The 24125-nt window shown below is 43.0% G+C and carries 27 protein-coding genes and 3 pseudogenes; 14 read left to right on the top strand and 16 right to left on the bottom strand.

All coding sequences use genetic code 11. From position 1 onward, the window contains the following. The 10 genes and pseudogenes from IM496_RS15035 to rpaB all read right to left on the bottom strand — a co-directional run. Positions 1-710, bottom strand: a 710-nt coding sequence (locus IM496_RS15035) for a hypothetical protein (protein ID WP_287662412.1), incomplete at its 3' end; no start/stop codon positions are given. Positions 711-723: 13 nt separating this feature from the next. After that, on the bottom strand, positions 724-1263 hold the full coding sequence (locus tag IM496_RS15030) for a phage tail protein (protein ID WP_052275915.1): 540 nt from the start codon (positions 1261-1263) through the stop codon (positions 724-726). Positions 1264-1284: 21 nt separating this feature from the next. Next, a pseudogene (locus IM496_RS22455) lies at positions 1285-1422 on the bottom strand (DUF6760 family protein); the annotation flags it as partial. 20 nt (positions 1423-1442) lie between these two features. Next, on the bottom strand, positions 1443-1805 hold the full coding sequence (locus tag IM496_RS15025) for a hypothetical protein (RefSeq protein WP_002770407.1): 363 nt from the start codon (positions 1803-1805) through the stop codon (positions 1443-1445). Between the two features lie 26 nt (positions 1806-1831). Continuing rightward, the gene (locus IM496_RS15020; RefSeq protein WP_052275916.1) at positions 1832-2260 is read right to left on the bottom strand and encodes a phage tail protein; all 429 of its coding nucleotides are present in this window, start codon (positions 2258-2260) and stop codon (positions 1832-1834) included. Between the two features lie 49 nt (positions 2261-2309). Continuing rightward, positions 2310-3452 (bottom strand): phage tail sheath family protein, encoded by a 1143-nt coding sequence (locus IM496_RS15015; protein WP_194015526.1) that lies wholly within the window; start codon positions 3450-3452, stop codon positions 2310-2312. Between the two features lie 14 nt (positions 3453-3466). Beyond that, on the bottom strand, positions 3467-4756 hold the full coding sequence (locus IM496_RS15010; protein WP_287662409.1) for a phage tail sheath family protein: 1290 nt from the start codon (positions 4754-4756) through the stop codon (positions 3467-3469). Positions 4757-5050: 294 nt separating this feature from the next. Then, positions 5051-6674: pseudogene (locus IM496_RS15005) on the bottom strand (IS1634 family transposase). Between the two features lie 366 nt (positions 6675-7040). Then, complete coding sequence (locus IM496_RS15000) at positions 7041-7682, bottom strand: cofactor assembly of complex C subunit B (RefSeq protein ID WP_194015530.1); 642 nt, start codon at positions 7680-7682, stop codon at positions 7041-7043. 9 nt (positions 7683-7691) lie between these two features. Next, complete coding sequence (gene rpaB / locus IM496_RS14995; RefSeq protein ID WP_002781934.1) at positions 7692-8420, bottom strand: response regulator transcription factor RpaB; 729 nt, start codon at positions 8418-8420, stop codon at positions 7692-7694. A gap of 232 nt (positions 8421-8652) precedes the next feature. On the opposite strand from rpaB, the gene radA reads away from it, so the two are divergent. The 10 genes from radA to IM496_RS14945 all read left to right on the top strand — a co-directional run bounded on the left by radA (position 8653) and on the right by IM496_RS14945 (position 16740). Further along, the gene (radA, locus tag IM496_RS14990) at positions 8653-10179 is read left to right on the top strand and encodes a DNA repair protein RadA (RefSeq protein ID WP_287662408.1); all 1527 of its coding nucleotides are present in this window, start codon (positions 8653-8655) and stop codon (positions 10177-10179) included. A gap of 45 nt (positions 10180-10224) precedes the next feature. Continuing rightward, positions 10225-10326 (top strand): cytochrome b6-f complex subunit PetL, encoded by a 102-nt coding sequence (gene petL / locus IM496_RS14985; protein ID WP_002791324.1) that lies wholly within the window; start codon positions 10225-10227, stop codon positions 10324-10326. A gap of 63 nt (positions 10327-10389) precedes the next feature. After that, a complete protein-coding gene (locus IM496_RS14980; RefSeq protein ID WP_194015534.1) occupies positions 10390-10860 on the top strand; it encodes a DUF29 domain-containing protein in 471 nt (156 codons plus the stop codon). Further along, entirely contained in the window at positions 10857-11312 is a 456-nt protein-coding gene (locus IM496_RS14975; protein WP_194015535.1) for a DUF29 domain-containing protein, read from the top strand. The genes IM496_RS14980 and IM496_RS14975 overlap by 4 nt, the downstream gene beginning before the upstream one ends. A gap of 13 nt (positions 11313-11325) precedes the next feature. After that, positions 11326-11796: a DUF29 domain-containing protein gene (locus IM496_RS14970; protein WP_194015537.1), complete on the top strand. Its 471-nt coding sequence runs from the start codon at positions 11326-11328 to the stop codon at positions 11794-11796. Then, a complete protein-coding gene (locus IM496_RS14965) occupies positions 11793-12251 on the top strand; it encodes a DUF29 domain-containing protein (protein ID WP_194015539.1) in 459 nt (152 codons plus the stop codon). The genes IM496_RS14970 and IM496_RS14965 overlap by 4 nt, the downstream gene beginning before the upstream one ends. Next, positions 12244-13173, top strand: a complete 930-nt coding sequence (locus tag IM496_RS14960) for a lysylphosphatidylglycerol synthase transmembrane domain-containing protein (RefSeq protein ID WP_194015541.1) — start codon at positions 12244-12246, stop codon at positions 13171-13173. The genes IM496_RS14965 and IM496_RS14960 overlap by 8 nt, the downstream gene beginning before the upstream one ends. Positions 13174-13467: 294 nt before the next feature. Then, entirely contained in the window at positions 13468-14277 is an 810-nt protein-coding gene (locus tag IM496_RS14955) for a Uma2 family endonuclease (protein ID WP_287662406.1), read from the top strand. 295 nt (positions 14278-14572) lie between these two features. Further along, the gene (locus IM496_RS14950) at positions 14573-15946 is read left to right on the top strand and encodes a 1-acyl-sn-glycerol-3-phosphate acyltransferase (RefSeq protein WP_287662405.1); all 1374 of its coding nucleotides are present in this window, start codon (positions 14573-14575) and stop codon (positions 15944-15946) included. Between the two features lie 332 nt (positions 15947-16278). After that, positions 16279-16740, top strand: a complete 462-nt coding sequence (locus IM496_RS14945; RefSeq protein ID WP_194013407.1) for an Hsp20/alpha crystallin family protein — start codon at positions 16279-16281, stop codon at positions 16738-16740. Positions 16741-16842: 102 nt separating this feature from the next. Here the strand turns inward: IM496_RS14945 and IM496_RS14940 are convergent, their stop codons facing one another. From IM496_RS14940 to IM496_RS14930, 3 genes are all read right to left on the bottom strand, one after another. Continuing rightward, a complete protein-coding gene (locus IM496_RS14940; protein ID WP_194013405.1) occupies positions 16843-18057 on the bottom strand; it encodes a DUF790 family protein in 1215 nt (404 codons plus the stop codon). Between the two features lie 78 nt (positions 18058-18135). Beyond that, on the bottom strand, positions 18136-18480 hold the full coding sequence (locus tag IM496_RS14935; RefSeq protein ID WP_004160645.1) for a hypothetical protein: 345 nt from the start codon (positions 18478-18480) through the stop codon (positions 18136-18138). A 277-nt stretch (positions 18481-18757) separates the two neighbouring features. Beyond that, positions 18758-18952, bottom strand: a complete 195-nt coding sequence (locus IM496_RS14930) for a hypothetical protein (RefSeq protein WP_046660872.1) — start codon at positions 18950-18952, stop codon at positions 18758-18760. Positions 18953-19311: 359 nt separating this feature from the next. On the opposite strand from IM496_RS14930, the gene IM496_RS14925 reads away from it, so the two are divergent. The 3 genes from IM496_RS14925 to IM496_RS14915 all read left to right on the top strand — a co-directional run bounded on the left by IM496_RS14925 (position 19312) and on the right by IM496_RS14915 (position 21239). After that, positions 19312-19662, top strand: a complete 351-nt coding sequence (locus IM496_RS14925) for an STAS domain-containing protein (RefSeq protein ID WP_104395459.1) — start codon at positions 19312-19314, stop codon at positions 19660-19662. A gap of 292 nt (positions 19663-19954) precedes the next feature. Further along, the gene (locus IM496_RS14920; protein ID WP_287662402.1) at positions 19955-20884 is read left to right on the top strand and encodes a CoB--CoM heterodisulfide reductase iron-sulfur subunit B family protein; all 930 of its coding nucleotides are present in this window, start codon (positions 19955-19957) and stop codon (positions 20882-20884) included. A 22-nt stretch (positions 20885-20906) separates the two neighbouring features. Next, a complete protein-coding gene (locus tag IM496_RS14915) occupies positions 20907-21239 on the top strand; it encodes a BON domain-containing protein (protein ID WP_104395457.1) in 333 nt (110 codons plus the stop codon). A 114-nt stretch (positions 21240-21353) separates the two neighbouring features. Here the strand turns inward: IM496_RS14915 and IM496_RS14910 are convergent, their stop codons facing one another. Beyond that, on the bottom strand, positions 21354-22271 hold the full coding sequence (locus IM496_RS14910; protein WP_194013401.1) for a glycosyltransferase family 2 protein: 918 nt from the start codon (positions 22269-22271) through the stop codon (positions 21354-21356). Between the two features lie 263 nt (positions 22272-22534). Here IM496_RS14910 and trpA point away from each other — a divergent pair, with 263 nt between their 5' ends. After that, a complete protein-coding gene (gene trpA, locus IM496_RS14905) occupies positions 22535-23329 on the top strand; it encodes a tryptophan synthase subunit alpha (protein ID WP_287662401.1) in 795 nt (264 codons plus the stop codon). A 349-nt stretch (positions 23330-23678) separates the two neighbouring features. Here trpA and IM496_RS14900 read toward each other — a convergent pair. Continuing rightward, positions 23679-23860, bottom strand: a pseudogene (locus IM496_RS14900) (IS1 family transposase); the annotation flags it as partial. A gap of 73 nt (positions 23861-23933) precedes the next feature. After that, on the bottom strand, positions 23934-24125 hold a 192-nt coding region (locus IM496_RS14895), incomplete at its 5' end, for a hypothetical protein (RefSeq protein ID WP_287662399.1).

The following is a 24125-nucleotide window of genomic DNA, read 5'->3' as shown; positions in this document are numbered from 1 at the left end:
GTAGCGGTTAGGGAATCTATCTTCTTTTCTTCAGCTGTTTCGTCTGGCTGCTGCCAGTTTTTTCTGAATACTAAAGGATTGGTTGTTACTTCGTTACTAACTAAAGACTGTCCTTGTTCAATAGCAGTAACTTTTGTCTCTTCCTCTTTTGGCGCAACTGTTCCCTGTGGTTGAGCTAAGGTAGCCGCTGGCTTGGAGTCAGGATTTGACACCGTTACACTTTCAACAATTGTCCTCAAGGATGGGCTATTTTTTTCAGAAGTGTTTGCTGGAGCATCTATCTTCTCAGAGGAATTTACTTGTTTACTTAAAGAATTAGAATCTGGTGCCAAGGGAACAGCTTTGCGACTGAGGCGAAAAGTTTGACCGGCTTGGGAATCAGAAATCTTTTCTATTGGTGGCGCAATCTTCTCCTGATATATCCGTTCAGATAACATTGCTGAAGACAATTGGCTAGTGAGGTTCGGTTCGGTTGTAATTGGCTGCACTGGTGTAGCCAACATTAATTCCGTACTGCTACCTGGTTCACTCTCACCAAAAGCATAACGAGATTGCCACCTTTCTAGGAAACGGGAACGCTGAACCATCCAGCTTGGAACTCGTGCTAATTGAGTCTGGAATTGTTTTAGGTTAATCACCCCAACAGGTTCACTCTGGCGGCGAAGGAGACGCTCTACCAGAACAGATTTTTCACCAGGAGAATCGACCATCTTATACACCTTTTTAGAAACCAATATTGACAGATGCACTTAGTTCAGCGGCGATTCCTCCTACCAAACTACTCACGCTAGGACGGCTGAGTCCTCGGTGAAATAATTCGACGCTTTCAAAGGCGACGTTGCCTGAATCTGCTCGCAATTCTGGGCCAGTCCACTTATAAGGAAAAGCTTCTTTAAAGTTCCACCAAATGACCGGGATGCGCTGCTTGTTCAGCAAATAAATTGTGCCGTTTTGGCGTTCAATCTTGCCTTGAACTACATCCTGATGCCAACTCCACAGTCCATCAATCGGGGTAAGTCCGTGTTTGAGAATCAAGGCTGGGGATTTGCTGCGCCCGGCAAAGCGATGTATGTAGTCATTGACACCGCCTTCCTGGTACTCTTCAATAGTAGTTTCTACCTGCAAACCGCTACATTCAGAGAACCCTCCTGCCAAAATTCCTTCAATCTCGACCAAAAAATTGAAGACCTGATAGGGATCGCTGCGAATTCCCAAAAGATTGGTCGCCAAACTGAAAGCGGCGTTTAATCCCAAGGATGACATCAGTTATTTTCTCCTGTTTGCTCAAGTTTGTTCGTTAAAACGCTGGTTAATCTTGGCGATTTCTGCCACCCACTGCTGGCGTTCTGGGTGTTCCAATCCCAGAATGTGTTCCGGCTGCCAGTGAAAGTGGTAGGCGATATAGGCTACCTCCTCATAAAGCCGTTCGAGGGGGTAGCGCCTTACTCCCCCAAGCTAGTGAGTTCCACGTCAAACTCTTTTTCGCAGTAAGGGCATTGGGTATGAACCCGGTTGTGACCATTTTGATTAATGCGGCAGTAGAGGTCTTGTAAGTAAGCCAAATCTGCCGCATACAGTCCTTCAATCACCTTCGGGTTGATATACTCCAGGCTGCCAAGCTTAGCGATGACCCGCGACAGCAGGACGATCAGCAGATAAGCTTGGTTGCTACGGACACGGGGATCTTTGAGGGGGGCAATTTCATCGAAGGCAGTGGCTAGGCGCATGACACCTTCCCGATGCAGGTTGCCTTCCCCATCTATATACCCCAGGGGTAAGGTAAAGGGAAATTCAGTCTGGAGCATGATTGGGTGATCAGTTTAGCGGGGGGTTAAGCTTTAACCATTTCTTCGTGGACAATTTCTAGGGTTTCAATCGCTACTTCATTGCTGGTGGCATTAAAACTTGGTCCTGTCCATTTAGAAGGCCAGGCTTCCCGCAAATTCCAGCGCAATTTTTCTTCCTGCGCTTCGTTGAATAGGACAATCGAGACATTTTTGCGGGTGGTTTTCCCACCAATCACGGTTTCTCTCCATTCCCAGAGGGTCTTGGAATCGGTGATGCCCCGTTTTAAAGTAATGGGCGCGAATTTATTCAACCCGGTCAATTTACGGACGTGGTTGGCATCGGTTCCTTCCCGATAGTCAACGGGATCGGTTGTCGCATCTAGACCGCTGCATTCGCGGAAGCCTGCTTCTTGAATGCCGTCGATTTCAACGCGAAAATTGAAACCTCGATAGGGATCAACTCTGTCAGCCATAGAAAATCTCCTTGTTAAACAGCCAGTAAGACAATTGAATGGTTAGTAATCAAGCGGTTGGGCGCATTTCGACGCTTCCCGCCCGATGAATAATCCGAATCACGAGAAACTCAGCAGGAGCAGCAGTTGCCAAACCAATTTCAGTTAGCACTTCCCCTTTTTCTCGGAGGTCGGTCGGGTTAGTTTCAGCATCGCATTTGACGTAGAATGCCTGTGCTGGGATGGCTCCCTGGAGCGCCCCTAACTGCCACAGTTGGGTTAAGTAAGCACTCAGTTCTCGCCCAATTCGCACCCACAAGCGGGGGGAATTGGGTTCAAAGCTTGCCCAGCCGAGATTTTGGTCGATCCACCGCCCCAAGGTGAGGAATAGCCGCCGGACGTTGAGATAACGCCAGTTGGGATCTTGACTGAGGGTCCGCGCTCCCCAGACGCGCAGTCCGCGACCAGGAAAAGCCCGCAGGCAGTTGATGCCAAAAGGATTCAACTCACCTTGAAGGGAATTGTTGATCGCCACTTGCAAATCGAGGGCATCCTGAATCTCTTCATTGGCTGGGGCTTTGAAGACACCCCTAGCGCGATCACTGCGGGCAAAGATACCAGCAATATGACCGCAGGGGGGAACCCAGCGCCCTTGGGTATTTTTCAGCCAGGGATAGTAGAGAGCAGCGTTAATCGGTTCGGGTTGGCCGCGGACAATTGCCTCTTGCTGGTTTTTGACTGCTGCTGCGGTACTGTTTGGGAGAGGATCGAGAATGGCGAAACGATCGCCTTGTTCGGCGCATTGTTGCAACATTGCCTGTTGCACTTGGATTATGGCACTTTCATCCGTCAGCCTCATGGCATCGGGAACTGCCAGTAAGTCCAAATCCTTCAGGGGAGCGAGGGACTTAAGAGCCGCTTCTAGGGCGGATTTTGGCTCTTGATTGGAGTCTGCTCGCACTACATAACAGCGAGTTCCGCCATTGGCAAAGAAGCCAGTCACTGCCTCTAGTAGATAGCCTTGGGCGATAAATTTTTCGCTGAATTCTTCCTGATGGTGTAATGCCCTCGGGGTGTTGACGGGGAAATCCTTCTCTGATGGCTTAGCCTGAAAGAAGCCGACGAATCCAGGAATGCCAGTGGGCAATTTGGCTTCTGGTTGGCGGAAGCTTTCCTCTCGATAGACACCTGGCGTTTTATAGGCGATCGCCATAGCTCACCTCTCTGTTAGCTGGTTTGGGCCATCTGGCTGATGCGGAAGATGACAAATTCAGCCGGCCGGACAATCGCCACGCCAATTTCGGTGACGACTTGGCCCAATTCGCGCAACTCGGGCGGGTTGTTTTCCGCATCGCACTTGACGTAAAATGCCTCCTGGGGTGTATTGCCAAACAATGCTCCCGAACGCCAGACATTGGTAAGGAATGCCGAAACGTTGCGGGTAATTTGTTGCCAGAGGGCGGGAGTGTTCGGCTCGAAGACCACCCACTGGGTGCCTTCGTCAATCGATTCCCGCAGAAAAAGCAGGGTGCGGCGGACGTTGATGTATTTCAAGTCAGCATTGTCATCGCCGCCGACGGTTCTGGCTCCCCAGACTAGGATTTTGCCATTGAGGACACGGATGCAGTTGACTCCTTTAGGATTCAAGTTATCCTGGTCAGCTTTACTGAGGGGCTGGCTTACGTCTTGTGCGCCAAAAATCACCTCATTGGCTGGTGCTTTGAAGACTCCCCGCTCGTTGTCAACGCGAGCATAGACTCCTGCCAGATGTCCACTAGGGGGGACAAATAGCGACCCATCACCACTAGGGTTTTGTAGTTTAGTCGCTGGGTCAAAAACCTTGATCCAGGGGAAATACCAGGCGGCCAAATCGGTTCTTTTCGGCATGACTCCTGATTCAGCCGGAATTTTGGTCAGAGTGGTTAAATCGGCAGCCGTCTCAGGTCCATCTAGGATAGCAAAGCGATCGCCGGTGGCTTGACAATGAGCTACTACTTTATCTCGGATCGCGTCATCGGTGTTTCCTGGGATTGCTACCAGTGAAATTGGATCGATCGCGGCAAAAGCTTTGAGAGCATCATCAAGTTGTGTATTGTCAACAATCCGCACTACATAGCAACTGCTGCCGCCATTGTTGAAAAATCCGTAAACTGCGTGAGCCAGGTGTTGGTGTCCAGGATCAATGGCAGGATTGGCATCTGCCGTTGCTGCCTTTGTTTCGTCGCCGATTAGATCGCCAAAGAATTTGGTAAATTGGGTCCAATTGGTAATCAATTTAGCTATCTTGGCTGGCGGCGGCGCAAAGTCCACAAACTTAGTGCTTCCGGGCGTTGTCGGATTTTTGGCGACCAGGTGGATTTTGTCTGGTACAATTCCAATAAATCCGGGGATGCTGGTGCTAACTCCGGCTATCGCTTTGACTGCTGAAGGTACTTCTTCAACATAAACGCCTGGAGAAAGATATTGAGGCATAGCCCTCTCCTTAACAAAATATTTGCTTAATCTCCATGTTAGCACTTTTGTTTGATCCAGCAATTATCATTTTAACAAGTAACAAGTGATACAGACAGAACTCATATTCCGCACTTCACTTTGAAGTATAAAAAACTACAGGTCTTTTCAAAGAAAAAAATCGGAATAATCAAAAAAAATACTCAACCAATCAGATGTTGAGGAGAAATCATAAAATACCAAATGTTTTTTCAGCTCAAAGAGTTAAACTAAGTCACAACAATTCGAGGAGTAGTGACTCTTCTATAAGCATATTACTCAATTGTTATAAACTTTGTTCCTTTGTTATTTAGACTAAGATTACAGATAATATTTTTGACAAGATGAAGGCAGAAAATTTAAAATAAAACGGCGCTCTTCAGTTAAATTGACAATTTGCTTGACCCCATTCAAAATAAAAATATGAATGCCCTGAAAACATTAAAATATCGATCTTATTGTGGGACTACTCGTTAATTTATTGACTTGATTTTTGACTCCAGCCTTGGCTCTCTTTAAGCTATTTCTTAGTTCTCTTTGTCCGAGGTTATAGACTAACAAGCAGAAAGACATCAAGAATAACATTGTCTCGATTCTTTCCGTTTTTTCAACAAAGAAACTATCCGCAAAAAATAAAGGATCTTTCAAAAATCTAAATCCTCTTTCACAAGACTGTTGATTTTCATAAGTTGTCACCATTTCGGCTGGGTCTAATTTGTCTTCTTCATCAACTAAGTTAGTTGCTAAAATAAATCTGCCTGCTTCCTTTCTTCTTCTGACTATCTCTTCAGTTTTTTCTTGCCCTACGCCGCTAATTTTATAAATCGTTTTATGGTCTTTTGATTGACTGGCAATTAGGTCAATTTCTAGGATTTTAACGAGGTTTAGTTTTTGATTAATTGCTCTTAATTTATATTGGGCTTGTTGGGGATTTTCAAACTCTTCTTTCTGCAAGCTCTTGAGAATTATCTCCCCTTTGTCTTTTTCTTTTTTCAGGTTATTTTCTAGTTTTTTTAAGTCACTTATTTGTCTTTTTTCACTGGTTACTATTAGCCAGATTTGTTGGTTACGACCTAAGTCACTTTTTCTTCTTTCCAGGTATATCCTTCTAAATTTAGCTCTGCCCTTTTTTCTCTTTCCTTGGCCTCTATTTCTTCCATTTCTGCATTTTTGACTAATTCTTTGGCTCTTTTTATCGTCATGGGAACTCTACTTATCCATTTTAGATGTTGAATTAGTTGAAGATTCTCTTGACTATATAAGGCACTGTCACAGACCATAATACTGTCAAATTTTATTTGTTTTTTAAATTCTACTAAGATTTTGCCAAAGACAGCTTTATCGGCTTCATTTCCATCTCCGACTCTCACAAATAATGGTACGTCTCCATCTTGGGTTGTTATTAAGTCTAAGACGCATTATTTCAAATCTGGTCGATGGTCACGAGAATATCCTTTGGTAATAATTATTGGTCTTTCTTTGATAATCTCTTCTTCTTCTTTCTCTTTTTTTCTTCACTTTTATATTCTCCATCTAGATGAAATGATGTGGCATCTAGATGAGAATATTTTGTCTCTATTTTAAATTTATTGATGACCGATAAGACAACTTCTATAAAGATATCATTCAGTCCATGTTTGTATAATTCATCCATGACTCTCCCAATTTTATCATCATTGATATAATCGGTTTTTATTTCTTCTCCCAATAATTCTTCGATTCCTTTATCTTCAAAAAATTGACTAAATAAGTATAAAGGTCTTGAAACAAATCCTAATCCATTGATTAGAATAGCTTTGACCACTGTTCCTGCTGAAATTTTTTCTCCGGGGTCGATTCCTAATTTAGAGTTGATTATTTCAACTATTCCTATTTCGTCAATTAGCCCGGCTACTATTCCTAAGTGATCTAGGTTTTTAATTTTTACCTCTGAGATAGGAGACAATTTTTGTACCTTTAATAGATTTTTGAGCTTTTTGATTGTCTCACTTTTTTGGGACTAATTCTCTGAGTATTTTTACTTATTTTTTCTCGAATGAGTTTATACTACTTTATACTACATTTTGAAGTGCGGAGTGTCGGTTCTAACCGAGTACGGGGATTTTCTCAAGGACAAATGAGAAGGAGTAAGGCATTGGCAATCAAAGCTATCAGTCTGTGGCAACCATGAGCATCTCTGATCGCGAACGGTCCCAAACGCTACGAAACGAGGGGATGGCCGACAAAATACCGAGGGTTGTTGGCCATCATAGGTAAAGGTTTCACCAGTTTGAGTCATCGGTTAAAATCCTGAGCTACAAAGTGAAATCGCCTAAAACTGACTGAAAGTGTTGGCTAATTTATCAGCAATTCCCTCGATCCAAATTTCGTCTTGTTTGGTATAACTGCGCGGTGCATTTGCCGCCAAAATTAACACCCCTTCCTTCCCGATGGGTTGACAGATTAAGCCTTGGGTGTTTTCTGGCAAATAGTCAAACTCGATTTTAGCGGGATATAAATTTAAATTAACTAAATAGACGGCTTTACCAGTTTCTAAAACTCTTTTGATAATATTACTAACTTTAACTTCAGAATTCTGGCTTAAGATACCGCGACGTAATAAAACTTTTCCCCGATAATAAACGATCAGAGATTTTGTCGCGGTGTTAGTTAAAAGTAAATGGGAAGCCCAGGCAAGCTCAATTTTAACCGGTTCTGGCAAATCTGGGGCAAATTCCAGACCTTCGCGCCCGATTAATTCCACAGCATCTGGTAAGCGGGGTTGAACTCTTTGCCAGATTAAACCCACCAAAATTAAAACCCCACTCAAAATCACTCCCATCACATCGGAACGCGCTTGCGATGGGGTTAAATCGGCAGTGGCAAAACGATTAAACATTAATACCGTACCCCCGACGATGCCGGCGAACAGGGGTAACAGTCTTAAAATACGATTGGGATCAGCTTGTACCATAGCTGAGAACTATTCCTCGTCTGGTTCTAGAATACGTTGAAAAAGATAGCCTGTACCTCTAGCGGTGAGAATTAACTCAGGATTGCTGGGATCATCCTCTAATTTGGCTCGTAAACGGGAAATATGCACATCTACCACCCGCGTATCCACATGACGTTCGGGGGTATAACCCCAAACTTCCTGAAGGATTTCCGAGCGGGAAAAAGCTTCTCCCGAGCGACTGACCAATAATTCCAGTAAACTAAATTCCATACCAGTCAGACGGATGCGTTCATCTCCCTTATAAACTTGGCGTTTATTGGTATCGATTTTAATGGAACCGATATGAATCACACCGGAACTGGGAATCCCCGGAGCGCCATTTTTCTCCACCCGACGCAACACCGAACGAATCCGCGCCTCGAGTTCTTTGGGAGAAAAAGGTTTAACTACATAGTCATCCGCGCCCAATTCTAGCCCGGTAATTCGATCGGCCACATCGCCCAAAGCGGTTAACATAATGATAGGAATATCCGATTCTTTGCGGAGTTCCTGACAGACACCGTAACCGTCTAATTTCGGCATCATCACATCCAAAACCACTAAATCGGGTTCGGCGGTGCGGAAGGTTTCTAAAGCTTCCTCTCCGTCGGCGGCGGTGACGACTTCATAACCAATCATCGATAAACGAGTCTCTAAGATACGACGGATGCTGGCTTCATCATCAACAACGAGAATTTTTTCCTTTTGGTTCTCCAACTGAATTAACACTCCTTAGTTAAATAGTGTGATGAATTTTAAAGTTAAATAACGAGCGTTCCTGTTTATAGAATATCCTTTGGCCGTTATCATTAAGCCTAAATTTCCTATTTTATTTCTTTTATGGCAATTATCAATAACTTTATCGTCTTCCTTACCCCTATCATACTTAATCAAATTTGACAAGAGAATTGATCCTCAAACCGCTTTTCTTCAACTTTTCTTAAAAAACATGGCGAAATCGCGAACAATATACATCTGTAGCGCTTGTGGGGCGGAATCTCCCCAATGGTTGGGCAAATGCCCCAGTTGTGACACCTACGGGACGCTAGAAGAACAAGTGATGGCTGGTGGCAATAATCCGGCGGTAAATCGCCCAGGATGGCAAAATAGTCGCCCAAATAACGGCAAAGGACAACGCAACCCGCAACCGCGCATCTCGGTTCGCTTCTCGGAAATTACCCAGTATGAACAGGAACGTTTTCCCTCCGGTTACGGGGAATTCGATCGCGTTCTCGGTGGTGGCATCGTCCCCGGTTCTCTTGTACTAATCGGCGGCGATCCGGGTATCGGCAAATCGACGCTTTTACTGCAAGTTACCAACCAACTCGCCCAAAGATTACCGCGCATCCTCTACGTTTCCGCTGAAGAATCGGGACAACAGATTAAACTGCGGGCTGCCCGTTTAGGAGTGGGAGTGGTCCCCGTGGAGTCGGAAAATAACGGCAATGGCAAGGAGAAAAAAGCCTCTGAATCAACGTCAGAACTCGATAATCATCTCTATGTTCTGCCAGAAACCGATTTAGAGGAAATTTTGCGAGAATTAGAATCTCTACGCCCACAGGTGGCGGTAATTGACAGTATTCAAACTCTTTATTTTGGGGCGTTAACTTCCGCACCGGGATCTGTCGCCCAAGTTCGCGAATGTACCTCCGCCTTGATGCAGGTGGCAAAACGGGAGAATATTACTTTATTAATTGTCGGTCATGTGACTAAAGAAGGGGCGATCGCTGGTCCGCGAGTTTTGGAACATTTGGTCGATACAGTGTTATATTTTGAAGGCGATCGCTATGCCTCCCATCGTCTCTTAAGATCTGTGAAAAACCGTTTTGGGGCCACCCATGAGATCGGTATTTTCGAGATGGTGGATCACGGTTTGGCGGAAGTGGAAAACCCCTCAGAATTGTTTTTAGGCAATCGCGACGAATTTTCCCCCGGTACGGCGACGGTGGTAGCCTGTGAAGGTACACGCCCGATTGTGGTGGAGTTACAGGCATTAGTTAGCCCTACCAGCTACGCTTCCCCGCGCCGATCAACCACGGGCATAGAATACAACCGATTACAGCAAATTCTCGCTGTTTTAGAAAAGCGTGTCGGCATTCCTTTATCAAAATTAGATGCCTATGTTGCCTCCGCAGGAGGGTTGGGAGTGGAAGAACCGGCGGCGGATCTGGGAGTTGCGATCGCTGTTGTCGCTAGTTTTCGCGATCGAGTCGTGGATCCGCGCACAGTCTTAATCGGGGAAGTGGGATTAGGCGGACAAGTGCGCTTAGTGTCGCAAATGGAACTAAGATTAAAAGAAGCGGCGAAATTGGGCTTTAAACGGGCGATTGTCCCCAGAGGTCAAGTTTATCCCGAAGATGTGGGCTTAGAAATTGTTCCAGTCGGCAAGGTAATCGAGGCAATTGTCGCCGCAATTCCCCCCCAGCAGCGCTTTGGGGAAGATATGGAAGACGAGGAAGGGGAAGGGCAAGAATAACGGTACAATGCTAAAAAAGATTAAATTACTTGGGAGATTTTCACCATGTCTGTGTTAGCTGTTGCTGCTTTAGCGGGTTATCTGATCGTTTTTACCGGAATTGCCCTCGGTCTCTTTTTCGGTCTGCGCGCCGCTAAAATTATCTAGTATATAAAAGCTGTAGTGATCGGTTTAACTGGTCACTATTGCCCATTCTAGGAGAAATAAAAAATGACTGTTATTCCCGACTTTAAAACTCTCTACGAAATTGATGATTCTCTCTGGTTAGAAGAAACCATCGAACTGCTCAAGGCTAAAAATTTTGAAGCGCTAGACTTAGAAAACTTGATCGAGGAGTTAGAAGACTTGGGAAACGAGAAAAAGTTTCGTGTTGCTAGTTTTTTACAGCAAATTATTAGACATTGTTTATTATTACAGTTTTGGACAAGTGAAAGAGAATATAATCAGGCTCATTGGCAAGCAGAGATAGTGAGTTTTAAAGATCAACTAAAACGTTATTTAACCACAAATCTTGGTAAATATCTAGAACAGGAATTTGAGCAAATTTACTTTGAGTCCGTGCGATACGTTCGTCAAAAAACCGATAATAAAGTCAACTTTCCCGATACTTGTCCCTACAGTTTAGAAGAACTTCTCGATCCTAATTGGCTACCATCTGACAATCAAGGAGATAAAAAATGACTGTTATTCCCGACTTAAAAACTCTCTACGAGATTGATGATTCTCTTTGGTTAGAAGAAACTATAGAACTGCTCAAGGCTAAAAATTTTGAGGCTTTAGATTTAGAGAATTTAATCGAGGAGTTAGAAGATTTGGGTAACGAAAAAAAGTTTCGTGTTGCTAGTTTTTTACAGCAAATTATTCGTCATGCTTTGTTACTGCAATTTTGGACAAGGGAAAGAGAATATAATCAAGCTCATTGGGAGTCAGAACTGGTAAATTTTCAAGATCAATTAAATACCTACCTAACGGCAAGTTTACGGAAATATTTAGAACAGGAATTTGATAATATTTATCAGAAGGCACTCCGTTATGTGAGAAAAAAGACTAATAATCAAGTCAACTTTCCCAATACTTGTCCCTACAGTTTAGAAGAACTTCTCGATCCTAATTGGCTACCAGCTTACGAATAAAGGAGATAAAAAAATGACTGTTATTCCCAACTTAAAAACTCTCTACGAGATTGATGATTCTCTCTGGTTAGAAGCAACCATCGAACTCTTAAAAGCGAAAAGATTTGACGCTTTAGATTTAGACAATTTAATCGAGGAGTTAGAAGACTTGGGAAACGAAAAAAAGTTTCGTGTTGCTAGTTTATTAGAGCAAATTATTAGACATTTCTTACTCCTACAGTTCTGGACAGAGGAAAGAGCATATAATCAGGATCACTGGGAGTTAGAAATAGTCAACTTTCAAATTCAGCTAAAAAGACGTTTAACCACTAATCTCTGTAATTATTTACAAAATGAATTAACTAACATTTATGAAGATGCAGTTTTCTTTGTGCGGAAAAAGACAAAAAATAAAGTTACTTTCCCCGATAGTTGTCCCTACAGTTTAGAAGAACTTCTCGAGCCTAATTGCCTGCCATCTTATCATCAAGGAGATAAAAAATGACTGTTATTCTCAACTTAAAAACTCTCTACGAAATTGATGATTACCTCTGGTTAGAAGAAACTATAGAACTTTTGAAGAATAAAAGATATGAAGCTTTAGATTTAGAAAACTTAATCGAGGAGTTAGAAGATTTAGGAAGCGAGAAAAAGTTTCGTGTTGTCAGTTTATTAGAGCAAATTATCAGACATTGTTTAGTCCTACAATTTTGGGAAGATGAAAGAACATATAATCGTATTCATTGGCGCTCAGAAATTGTCAATTTCAAAAACCAGATCGACAATTATTTAACCACTAATCTCCGCAATTATCTCACTCAAGAATTACCTCGCATTTACCAGAAAGCCTTAAATTATGTTAGAGAAAAAACCGATAATCAAGTTAGTTTTCCTGGGGAATGTCCCTACAGTTTAGAAAATCTGCTCGATCTCGACTGGTTTCCTCCAGAAAATGAATAAAGAAAAAAACGAAATGATGAAAAAGTTTTTACGTTGGCTGATTATTGGGGGAACCTTATTTTTTGTTCTCAGTAACCTTAAAAATAACTGGGATAACGTCACCTCAGTTAGAATTGAAAATCACGGCTGGTTATTTCTTTTCTTGGCACTTGTAACCACCGTTATCGCTCAAATTTGGGCAGGATGGGTGTGGACATGGATACTCAAAAGCTATCAACAGCCGATTAAAACCTCCGCAGGAATTGGCATCTATATGATTACCAATTTAGGAAAATATCTACCTGGTAATATCGGTCACTTTTATGCTCGCATCGTGGCAATTAATAAAGCAGGAAGTGATTGGGGAACTGCTAGTTTAAGCGTTTTATTAGAACTTTTACTACTGGTGTGTGCAGCCTTAGCCATAGCAGTAATTGCTAGTGGTTTAGGTTGGATGAAATCTAGCTCAAGTCTAGGGATACAGATATTAGTTTTAGGATTAATTTTAATCGGCATTCATCCCAAATTTTTAAATTATCCTCTGAAAATCCTTAGCCAAAAGAAAAAGATTGCTCAAGAACCTGTTTATCTAACTCAATATCCTCTCGTTCCCCTCTTGGGTGAAACTGGATTTTTATTATGGCGCGGTGCGGGTTTTATTTTAGCTTGGATGGTATTAAAAATGATTACCCCCGCTCAGATTTTACCCCTACTAGGAACCTTTAGTTTTGCTTGGTTATTGGGTTTAGTTGTCCCCGGAGCGCCGGGGGGATTAGGAGTGTTTGAAGCTACAGTGATTGCACTTTTAGACGCAGAAACTTTTCCCGTCGCTAACGTACTTGTCACCGTTGCTATCTATCGTTTAATTAGCATTCTCTCCGAAGTGATTGCCGCCGGAATCGGGACAAAATTAGTTAAAGATAAAGCCAAGTTTTTTGGTTAGCTTAAGGATATTATACTAAATCTGGTTATTAAAAACTGATTATCTATTGCTCCTTTTGCCTATTGCAAGAGTGCCTATTGCCTCTCCTGATATGTAGCCTATACTCAACGGATTTAGTATTAGTCGGGTGTATTAGCCCAATGTAACGCACCCAGAAGAAAAGTTTTGATCATTGTTAAGCCAAGATAATTTTCTCAACTCGTAACATCTATCTCCTCACTCCTAAATTCTGATGTAACATAGGAGCAATAATCAGCAAAAATCTGGACACTCCCACCTAGAGAGGCCAAAAAAATGACGATTGCCAAAAGCGACGAAACTGCCACCTCTCCGGCACTGATAGAAGAAGATTTCGAGGACTTCTGGGAACCCACCCCACCCCCCACAGACTTAATTTTTGATGATGGTGAACCCTTGGAAAGCAACCGACACCGCATTGCCATGAATGTCTTGATTCGCTCCCTACAGCAGGGTTACGGCGAACGAGACGACTTCTACACCGGTGGCAATATGTTTATTTATTTCAGCCGCGAACAGGCGAAAAATCGCGATTTTCGCGGGCCCGATTTCTTCGCCGTCCTCAATGTTGATGGCAAGAGAGAGCGACAGGGTTGGGTAATTTGGGAAGAAGAGGGACGTTATCCCGACGTTATCGTGGAATTAACCTCTCCTAGTACCGCCAAGACCGATAAAGTGCGAAAAAAGGCAATTTATGAGGGAACCTTCCGCACGCCAGATTATTTCATCTACGATCCTTTCGATGGCAATTCTTTACAAGGATGGCATTTAGGGGCCGACCAACGCTACCATTCTTTAGAACGAAACGAGCGCGGCTGGTTATGGTGCGAAACTTTAGGCTATTGGTTGGGAACTTGGGAGGGTACTATTGACCGAGAAACGGCAATCTGGGCAAGATTTTATGACCCGGAAGGCAATTTAATCCCCTTGCCAGAAGAAGCAGCACAGGAGCAAGCGGCTGCGGCCCAGGAGCAAGCGGCTGCAGCACAGGAGCAATTAAATGCTACTCAGCAAGCTCTGGAAGAGGAAAGACAGCGTTCTCAACAGTTGGCGGCTCGTTTGCGAGAAATGGGGATAGAGCTATAGTATAGATGTATTTGTTGAGGTGAGGAGGTAAACTGCTCCTGTTCCTGCTCGCTCAAAGTCGGTTAATTTCTCCTTTCACGGTTGAGGGAGCCTGTAATCCCAGTCTATTTGAAATCTAGCGCGACACCTGTTTGCTGCTTTGATTACCTTTTGGACAGTGGGTAATTATTGATCAGATTTTTCTTTTATTCTTCCTTAAACAGTAAACAGTGAACTGAAAACTCAAATCTGATAACTGATAACTGATAACTGATAACTGTCTCAACTAGGAAATTTATTTGGCACGACTACTTATATGTCTAATCTATCTTTGGGCGCACAACCCCCCCTCGAATTTATCCCCCCTGACCTTAATCCCTTGCTTTTAAAGGGATGTCAAATCTTTTTACCTCTCTGGTTACAAACTCAAACCAATTTAAGAGAAATTTCCGCCGCCAATCTAGAAACTTTAATCACATTTTATCAAAAAAGTCAAGAGAAAAAAGTCCGTTTACTGCTTGCTTTTCGTCATCCCAGTATTAACGATCCCTACTGTATGGCCTATCTTTTGTGGAAATTAGTACCCAAAAAAGGCCAAGAGTTAGGAATAAAATTAAACAATCCAATTCACGCTCATTTTATGTATGATCGAGGGATTCCTTTATGGGCTGGAGAAAGGGTAGGATGGTTATATTCTAAGTTGGGTGGTACACCAATTCAACGGGGAAAAGCCGATTTAATCGGATTGCGTTCGGCTCGTCGTTTATTATTAGAAGGAGATTATCCTTTAGCCGCCGCTCCCGAAGGGGCAACTAACGGACATAATGAGCTTGTCAGTGCGATTGAACCGGGTATTTCTCAATTAGCTTTTTGGGGGGTGGATGATGTCAGAAAAGCTAAACAACAGCAAGAAGTAATTATTTTACCTATGGGTATTCAGTATTTTTATCTGACTCCAGTGTGGCAAGAAATCGAGCAAATTTTAACTAATTTAGAAAACGATAGCGGTTTAGAACCCACCCCGAATTCATCCCAAGAAGAAAAGGTTTTATACGAGCGTCTTTTTCGGTTAGGAGAAAGATTATTATCCTTAATGGAGGATTTTTATCGAGATTTCTATTATCAATCTTTGCCAGTAGTACCTGCTAATGGCGATGATCCAAATGAAACCCTAGCCAAACGTTTAGCCAATTTATTAGATGTGGCCCTCCAAACCGTAGAAAAGTATTTTAATGTTTCTCCTAATGGTAATGTGATTGATCGCTGTCGTCGTTTAGAACAAGCAGGATGGGAACGCATTTATCGCCAAGAATTAAAACCCACTCATTCTATTTCTCCCCTTGAATTAGGATTAGCTGATCGCCTGGCTGATGAAGCTAATTTAAAAATGTGGCACATGAGAATTGTGGAAAGTTTTGTATCAGTAACTGGTTATTATGTCAAAGAAAAACCCACTGTAGAAAGATTCGCCGAGACAATTTTATTACTCTGGGATTTAGTGACAAGAATTAAGGGAGGTAATCCCTTTTTTCGTCCCCAAATTGGTCAACAAAAAGCGATAATAACTATTGGTAAACCTATTTCCGTATCCGAGCGCTATGCTGATTATAAAAGTGATCGACGCTCGGCCGTAGCACAATTAACCCAAGATTTACAAACCAGTTTAGAAAGTTTAATTATTCATCAGTAGATAATTAGGGGTTACTGAAAAAGTCTGTTGGTGGAGTCAGTTATCAGTTATCAGTTATCAGTTATCAGTTATCAGTCATCAGTCATCAGTTATCAGTTATCAGTTCACTGAGAAAACACCCCACACCCCACACCCCACACCCCACACCCCACACCCCACACCCCACACCAGGAAAAACTTTTTCACCTAGCTCTAGTATAGGAGATAGTACGGGAATCTGGAAAAACTCAATAGCGAAAACCCTACCCCGGTCAGAGAATCTTTTATCTACCCTAAAAGTGTAGAGATAAACCAACATCTCTAGCGTCAAGAAAACTTCGGAGGTGACTTATATGGCACTTATACGTTGGGAACCTTTCAGAGAAGTAGAAAGCCTACAAAAAGAAATGAATCGCTTGTTTGACCGTCTTGTGCCGACTGATGTAGGCAATGGCGAAAAAATGGGGTTATCCTTCATCCCAGCGGCGGAGATTACCGAAACGCCAGAGGCAGTTCAGCTTAAACTGGAAATACCTGGTATGGAAGCCAAAGACCTCAACGTGGAAGTAACAGCCGATAGTCTGACCATTAATGGTGAAAGAAAATCGGAAATTAAAACCGAAGAAGAAGGATTTACCCGCACTGAATTCCGTTATGGTAAATTCCATCGGGTTATTCCTCTACCGGTTCAGGTTGATAATAGTAACGTGACCGCTGAATACAAAGATGGCATTCTCAACCTCACCCTCCCGAAAGCGGAAGAAGAAAAAAATAAAGTGGTGAAAGTGTCCATCAATCCTACCATTGCTCAATGATGTAGTACTCATTGTCCGGTCTTGAGCGAAAGAGTTAACCTAGTCTGATTAAACCAAAGCGGGAGTATTAAATCATACTTCCGCTTTTAGCTTCTTAACCCTTTAATTTAAAACTTCTAACACTGCTTGGGGTGATAATTTATCTTTAAACCAGATAACCTGAGCGGGTAGATTTTGAAATTTAACTCCAGCTTTTTCTAGATTTAACCGTTCCGATACGGCTAAAATTAGATTGTTTGCTTGGGCCGATTTGACCTGTAAAAATTTCTTTTGTAGGTATTCTGGTCGCCAATAACCAACAATTTCGAGGAGAAAAACGCGACCATCGGGATGCACTAAACGGAAATCGGGAATCATCACTCCTCCGGGTAAAGGCACTAAATCCACTTCCCTTTCTAACTGCCATTCAGTTTTTAACTGTAACCAACGTTTAGCGAAAGATTCCTCTAACATACTATCGTAGGGTTTACCCGGGGAATAGTGGGACACCAGACCACAGTTATCCTCTAAATTGAACTGTTGTTTTTTAATAGTTCCTGTGTAGGAATCTTTATACTGTAATTGTGCCTTCAAATTCCAGTGAGTAACATGGAGTAAGGCAGGAATTAATTTAGCGATTTCAATGCCATAACGACTATTAGCTTTAAATAAACTGGTGGGACCATCGATAGTAATAGTAAATCCCGTATCGGCATCCCCTTCGATATAAGTCATTAAACGAAATAGTTTTAGATAGCGAAAGAGATATTTATATTCCCCCGGATCGTTGCGGTGGACGTTGATAATTAAATAACTGGCCCGATAAAAAATCCCTTGAATTTGCGAGAGGTTAAAACGATGGATTAAGTTTTCGGGGGTGGGAGCATCAAATTGAGTGAGAATTTTATTCTCTGCTAAATCAGCATAGAGTCCTTTTTCTAGAGCTACTGGAAAAATTTCTTGATTTAATTCTTGGCTGATTTGCTGGGCAATTTTCTCCAGAATTAGCGATCGATTTTGGGGAATAGGAACAAAGTTAGCCGCTTGTTCAAAAACTCTTTTTCTTAATTCCTGCGGTTCTAAGGGACTAATAATCTCAAAGGTGGCAAAATGATTGGTTAATAGGTGAGCAAATCCCCGTTTAATTTTATAATCGGGACTGTCTCCCTCCAAGATTAGGAGTTTTTGGCTTAATTCCCCCTTAGTTGCACCGATACTTTCCTGAAAACAGCTGATTTGTTCTTGAGCGAGCGCCAGATAATCAGGAGCGATCGGTAAGCGTTTGGGAATAATTGTCTCGCCATTTTGACGGGAAATCAATAAATCGGTCGGTAACATGGCAAGCTAGAGAAGAATAATCAGATGGGGAGAGGTGGGACGACAAGGAAAGGTCGAAACCCCAAAAATCCCCCGATTCTAACTATTTTGGTCGAGATAACGCTCTAAATCTTCGATCACACGGGTTAATTCTGCTTCTGTGGTTAAGCGTAGGCGATCATCACGAACCGTTAACAAAACTTTAGCCGAAAAAGGATTCGGATAAATATTGGGATTACAAAACACTTCCAGAAACACATCACCAGTGTGCTGATATTCCAGCGGTTTTTGGGGTTGGGGTTTACCCCCACTAGCGGCATTACTGGCGATCGCTTTCAAGCGATCGAGTAAAATGTTAATTTCCCTTTGCAAATCCAGAGCAGCACTGGGACTGAAACGAAAAGTAACGGAACCTTGCAAAAGATTAAGAGTTAAAGGAATCATGGAAAAAATCAGGTTAGGAGAAGGCCTGAAGTTAATTATATTAATTTGGGGAAATTTGGGGAAATTGGGTTTTGGGGGATTGTTCAGTAATCAGTAAACAGTCATCAGTCAAGTCAGGTTCTTCGTTACTTGGTCTGGTTCGATCGGGTGATCGCTAAATCATCCCTTATAACCCCGTCCATTGCATAAGCAGGAACCGAAAGTCCATCAGTGAACTGAAAACTCACCACTGATAACTCACCACTGATAACTGATAACTGATAACTGATAACTGAAGTTACCGACGCGGAACGAGATTAATCCGGCCTTCGTCCATTTCATCCATGAGTAACTCGAGGGCCTCGTAATCCACATCAGAAACGTAGCCAAGACGAGCGAGGAGTTCATTAATTCCGTTTTCGATTTCTGGCGTGATTTGACGATAATATAGGGCTTTTTCCACTAATTGGCGGATAGTCGGCTGGGTATCCACAATTTCCTTACTCTAGCTCAATAAATCTATTTTCTGTATCCTGCTTTACTTTATTTTAGCAAAAATACCAGTATAATCCTGGGTCATCGTTAGTTATTCGGAGTTAGAGCTTAAACCTAACGACTTTCCCCTGATGTTCACCCTAGTCAGTCCTGATCACTGTTCCTCTTTACCACTAGAATCCTAAGGTTAACCTAAAATTGGTTCTTCCCTATAGGGGTCAAGATTAAAAAAAGATTAATCTTTTCAGGAGAGGGAAAATTGATCAAGACCAAGGTTACAAACTCAGAAAGTTAGGACATAATAGCGTTATCTGATTTCCAGTTAAAAGGTTCATTTATGAATTTCAAAGCCCAGCCATGAAAAGTCCTGTAAAAGTCCCAGAAATTGCTCTATTTGAGCCAAGTGGCTATATTACCGCCGCTAACGTCCTAGAATTTCAAGAGCAGCTCACCAATCTGGTGAACCAGAATAGCTCTATCACTTTTCTTGTGGACATGAGTAGGGTGGAATTCCTCGACAGTGCCGGATTAATGGCTTTAGTTACCGCCTTTCGTCTGGCTCAAAGTCAAGAAAAATCCTTCAATATCTGTTCTATTCCACCTTCAGTCAAGATTATCTTTGAATTAACCCAACTGGACCGGGTTCTCTCGATTTTCCCTAGCCGTGCTGACTTTGGTGCTGTCATCACCCTCCCCCAAGCGGCGTAAGCAGACAAAATAGGGTTTCTCGCCGTAATTTCTCGGCTGCACTCTCAATTCTACCCGTAAATCACCTCTTGACTGGGCAGATTCCCATTCGTACAACCGACTCCTCAGGACAACAATTTTTCTCAAGGAGAGCCATTATACTGTTGAGATGGCTCTCCTACTTTTTGGATATTATCTCTAGGGACAAACTACCCTACACTTGTTCGGAGCAGCTCACAAAAGACTGTCTATTAAGAAATTCCATGACTTTAGTGATGACAGGGGGGAAGGGGGGCAAGATGGTAGATAGGTAATGAGTAGTAATTTCCTAGAATCCATGACAGTCAACAATCTCCAGTACGCTTATTTTCCCGGTTGTGTCGCTCAAGGTGCCTGTCGGGAACTATATTTATCCACGGCAGCCCTGACGGAAGCTTTGGGGATTAATTTAGTCGAACTCAAAAAAGCTGCCTGTTGTGGTTCGGGAACTTATAAGGAAGATTCGCAACTCTTGGAAGATGCCGTCAATGCGCGTAATATTGCCCTAGCGGAAGCCCTCAATTTACCCCTGTTGACTCACTGTAGCACCTGTCAAGGGGTGATCGGACATGTGGATGAGCGCTTGAAGGAAGCAAAGCATAATAATCCCAATTATGTTGAGGAAGTTAATAATTATTTACAGAAAGAACATTGTTCTCCCTACCAAGGTACGACGACGGTTAAACACCTACTCTGGGCAATTGTGGGCGATTATGGCTTAGATAATCTGGCGGCCAAGGTGATTCGTCCCTTATCAGGCTTAAATTGTGCCGGTTTTTATGGTTGTTATCTCCTGCGGGCCCAGGATACTCTCCCCTACGATAATCCTTTTCAGCCGGAATCCCTAGAAAATGTCTTTCGGACCGTGGGAGCAAATCCGATTTATTATCAAGGACGCACTCAATGCTGTGGTTGGCCCCTGTCCAGTTATGCCACCACCCAATCGTTCCAAATGGCAGGAAAACATATTTTAGAGGCCATGGCAGCGGGGGCCGATTGTTTAGTCACCCCTTGTCCTTTATGCCATCTTAATCTTGATTCCCGACAACCGGAAGTGGCAAAAGTGATCGGTCAAAGTTTAGGTTTACCTGTATTACATTTTTCCCAATTAGTCGCTTTAGCGGTGGGAGTCAGTCCCGATCGTTTAGGATTAGATCGACACATCGTTTCCACCAAATCCCTCTTAAAGAAATTGGGGTTTTAGAACTCAATCAGGAGTGTTAGCAATGGATTGGTTAAAAAGAATTTTTGGCTTAGATAAACCGGCAGATGCCGCTAGTGCGATCGCAGGTAAAGCCGCTGCTGCGGGTATTCCCCCCGAAAGAGTCGGATTAGACGGAAAATACGACGAAAGCGGACTAGCTAAACGAGTAGTTTTAGCTTTTGACGAGACACCGGATTTAGCTGATGAAGACAAATTGTGGGTCGCTCAAACTGGTGGTAAAGTTGTACTAAAAGGCAGGGTTTCCAATCAGGCGACTTTAAATAAAATGGTAGCAATTGCCAGTAAAGTCCATGGGGCAACCAGCGTCGATACCAGTCAAGTAACTATTGGGTGAAGTCGAACGGCTGTATTCCCCGTGAAAATTAACCACTGAGTAGGTGGATTGGCATTTTTTTTTGTCCCTAGGTTGTTGTTAGGTGATTGCCGGCTGATTAATCATGGTTAAATGTTAATCGGCTTTTCCTTTTAGGGAGACGAAACCAGACCTATGGGAATTACTATTGTTACCATTTTGCGGGGTATGAAAACGATTTCTAACTTCGGGGGGAGTGGGTAAACCCTGTTTCATTTCCGCCACTTTTAAGAGGATCAAATACTCATAAAAAGCTTGCAGAGTACACCAAGCAAAACCAGCTTTACCATCGAGAATTCCTGCCAAGATAAAATACATATAAAACCAACGAAGCAAGGGACGAAAAGGCAATCGTAGGGATAAATCTTTTAAAGCTCTCCGTCTATCTACTTCGGTTTCACCAAAAAATAAATTTTTCCAACTAACACCCCCGTTAGCCAACTGATGTAGGGTTTCTGCCGCTTCATCGGTAGAATAACGATTATGTTTTTCAATCCAACGACTTAAACCTTTACTACAGGTATAGTGGGGATAGGTTTCTTCTAAAAAAGAGGTTTTCCCTCGACATTCTTCTCTTTCCGTGTGACCATAATCGCTAAACCAGACTTGATCTTTTCTAAATAGACGCATTTGATAACGAGGATACTGGGTGCTGCGACGGATCCAAGTTCCCATAAACATAACTCTTTCGGCCACATAAAAACCAGTAAATTCTGTCTGTTGCGTGGCACGCAGACATTCTGCATACAGTTGGGGTGTTATCCTTTCATCTGCTTCGAGAATATAAACCCAGTCGTATTTAGTCTCGATATTTTCTAACATCCAAGTTCTTTGTTTACCATGACTCTCGAATTGATGCTGAATCACGCGCACTGGATAACGAGAAGCTATCTCTACAGTGCGATCGCTACTGTAGGAGTCAACCACAATCACATCATCGGATAGAAGTGCTGATTCTACACAGGCGGCAATATCAATTTCTTCATTATGGGTGAGAATGTAAATGGAAAACATAGATATGGTATGGTGTTTGATTATACGCAACCCGATCGGGCAGTAGTCCTATTTTGTACCGGAAAAAGCGGAATGAAAACCAGTTTATAGAAGAGATTTTCTCAAAACTATCAGACTGCGCTCATTCTACCCTCGATCGCCATTTTGTCAATATTCCTTAAGTATTACTTGAAAAATTCTTTACCTGAGCTTGCGGCGGCCGGCGATGAGCTATTCCCCGCCATGAGATAATAAACGGTGCTTTATGTCTCCAGTAATTTTCGATGACTGCTGTTTCCGAGTGTTTTCGTTCTCTCCGTTCCCAGGGGAATTGTGCCTTAATTCCCTTTATTACTGCCGGTGATCCCGATTTGTCCACTACTGCCCAAGCTTTACGCATTTTAGACCGGGCAGGGGCCGATCTGATCGAGTTGGGGGTTCCCTATTCCGATCCTCTCGCGGATGGTCCGGTTATTCAAGCGGCAGCCACCCGCGCTTTAAATCGGGGTGTCAAGTTGGAAGATGTGCTAGAAATCGTCAAAAATGCCCAGGGAGAGGTGAAAGCTCCGATTATTCTCTTTACTTACTATAATCCCATCTATCATCGCGGGATAGATGTCTTTTTAGACCAAATTAAAGCAGCTGGGGTGAGTGGTTTAGTGGTTCCCGATTTACCCCTAGAGGAAGCGGAAAGTCTGCTGCAACCGGCTGCCGCTAAGGGAATTGAAGTGATTTTATTGGTAGCACCTACCAGTCCCCCGGAACGAATACAAGCGATCGCCCTGCAATCCCAAGGTTTTATTTATCTGGTTAGTGTCACGGGAGTGACGGGAATGCGGAATCAAGTGGCCACCAGAGTGGAGGAATTGCTCGATTCTATCCGTTCTGTCACCGATAAACCCGTCGGGGTAGGATTTGGCATTTCTGACGCGACACAGGCGCTACAGGTGAAAAAATGGGGTGCTGATGCGGTAATTGTCGGCAGTGCCATGGTTAAACGTCTGGCCGATAATTCCCCCAGCGATGGTTTAAAATCCCTCGAAGAATTCTGCCGCAGTTTAAAACAGGCGATTCAGTGAGGGGTTAGAGGTTGTTCTAAGGGAATTCCGGTTGCGGGGCGATCGAGGTAGAATCTCTCTGGGATTCCCTTTTCTGCTGGTTTTAACGCTCGGTGGTGGCAGTGGGGATTGTTTCCCTAAAAGAGCATTGTACCTTGTTCTACGGGTGGCGCTCACGAATAACACTTTTCGTACTAATCATGATCGCCAATGCAAAACCAGGTCACTGTATCCCCTGACAGCACTCCCAAAGCTCGATGAATCTTGGTTACCGACAATTTGGGTTTAAGGTTCCCCGCACGACCCGGCGGCGGGGTAATGAGGTGGTGATTCGGTAGTAGTGATGGCGGCTTAATCCTTTGTTTTGCTGTGCATTGTAGTCATGGATAAAATACCAAAGGGTTCCCCAACGTAATTCTCCATTTTTTTAGAGAAAGATAGACTCTCCCTCACCAGCCGAGAAATCCTTTGTAGAAAGGTATTATTTAATCTTTCAATAGGATTAGTTTAACCAGTTTCTTTTCCGACCAGTCGATGACGTTTACTGGGAAAGTGATACAATGATTGCAGTCATACTAAATCCAGTTAATGAACTACCCCGCCGCAAGCGGACGGGGTATCAGAATCAAAATAGACTCAATTGTAGATTTTGGTGTAGCTGCAGGTATTCTTGGCTCTTCGTTACTTGGTATGGTTCGATAGGGTGGCATAAATCGACTAAATCCTTATCTGGCAAAAGATTTAACTGATTAGCTCGCTCTAGATCAAAAACAATTGACAAAAATCGTCTAATGTCTTTCTCTATAAGGGTTCCATC

The organism is Microcystis sp. M049S2, assembly GCF_020245625.1.
Classification (GTDB): Bacteria; Cyanobacteriota; Cyanobacteriia; order Cyanobacteriales; family Microcystaceae; genus Microcystis; species Microcystis ichthyoblabe_A.
The sequence above is the reverse complement of the archived record's forward strand: the minus strand, read 5'-3'. Positions and strand labels throughout refer to the sequence as shown.

Bases quoted from the DNA above. Each gene is read 5' to 3' on its own strand.
- IM496_RS14935 (WP_004160645.1), bottom strand. From the start codon at position 18,480: ATGATTCCTTTAACTCTTAATCTTTTGCAAGGTTCCGTTACTTTTCGT.
- IM496_RS14975 (WP_194015535.1), top strand. From the start codon at position 10,857: ATGACTGTTATTCCCGACTTAAAAACTCTCTACGAGATTGATGATTCT.
- IM496_RS14910 (WP_194013401.1), bottom strand. From the start codon at position 22,271: ATGTTTTCCATTTACATTCTCACCCATAATGAAGAAATTGATATTGCC.
- IM496_RS14980 (WP_194015534.1), top strand. From the start codon at position 10,390: ATGACTGTTATTCCCGACTTTAAAACTCTCTACGAAATTGATGATTCT.
- IM496_RS14955 (WP_287662406.1), top strand. From the start codon at position 13,468: ATGACGATTGCCAAAAGCGACGAAACTGCCACCTCTCCGGCACTGATA.
- IM496_RS15020 (WP_052275916.1), bottom strand. From the start codon at position 2,260: ATGGCTGACAGAGTTGATCCCTATCGAGGTTTCAATTTTCGCGTTGAA.
- IM496_RS14950 (WP_287662405.1), top strand. From the start codon at position 14,573: ATGTCTAATCTATCTTTGGGCGCACAACCCCCCCTCGAATTTATCCCC.
- trpA (WP_287662401.1), top strand. From the start codon at position 22,535: ATGACTGCTGTTTCCGAGTGTTTTCGTTCTCTCCGTTCCCAGGGGAAT.
- radA (WP_287662408.1), top strand. From the start codon at position 8,653: ATGGCGAAATCGCGAACAATATACATCTGTAGCGCTTGTGGGGCGGAA.
- IM496_RS14940 (WP_194013405.1), bottom strand. From the start codon at position 18,057: ATGTTACCGACCGATTTATTGATTTCCCGTCAAAATGGCGAGACAATT.
- petL (WP_002791324.1), top strand. From the start codon at position 10,225: ATGTCTGTGTTAGCTGTTGCTGCTTTAGCGGGTTATCTGATCGTTTTT.
- IM496_RS15030 (WP_052275915.1), bottom strand. From the start codon at position 1,263: ATGTCATCCTTGGGATTAAACGCCGCTTTCAGTTTGGCGACCAATCTT.
- IM496_RS14915 (WP_104395457.1), top strand. From the start codon at position 20,907: ATGGATTGGTTAAAAAGAATTTTTGGCTTAGATAAACCGGCAGATGCC.
- IM496_RS14925 (WP_104395459.1), top strand. From the start codon at position 19,312: ATGAAAAGTCCTGTAAAAGTCCCAGAAATTGCTCTATTTGAGCCAAGT.
- IM496_RS14970 (WP_194015537.1), top strand. From the start codon at position 11,326: ATGACTGTTATTCCCAACTTAAAAACTCTCTACGAGATTGATGATTCT.
- IM496_RS15025 (WP_002770407.1), bottom strand. From the start codon at position 1,805: ATGCTCCAGACTGAATTTCCCTTTACCTTACCCCTGGGGTATATAGAT.
- IM496_RS15000 (WP_194015530.1), bottom strand. From the start codon at position 7,682: ATGGTACAAGCTGATCCCAATCGTATTTTAAGACTGTTACCCCTGTTC.
- IM496_RS14920 (WP_287662402.1), top strand. From the start codon at position 19,955: ATGAGTAGTAATTTCCTAGAATCCATGACAGTCAACAATCTCCAGTAC.
- IM496_RS14960 (WP_194015541.1), top strand. From the start codon at position 12,244: ATGAATAAAGAAAAAAACGAAATGATGAAAAAGTTTTTACGTTGGCTG.
- IM496_RS15015 (WP_194015526.1), bottom strand. From the start codon at position 3,452: ATGGCGATCGCCTATAAAACGCCAGGTGTCTATCGAGAGGAAAGCTTC.
- IM496_RS14945 (WP_194013407.1), top strand. From the start codon at position 16,279: ATGGCACTTATACGTTGGGAACCTTTCAGAGAAGTAGAAAGCCTACAA.
- IM496_RS14965 (WP_194015539.1), top strand. From the start codon at position 11,793: ATGACTGTTATTCTCAACTTAAAAACTCTCTACGAAATTGATGATTAC.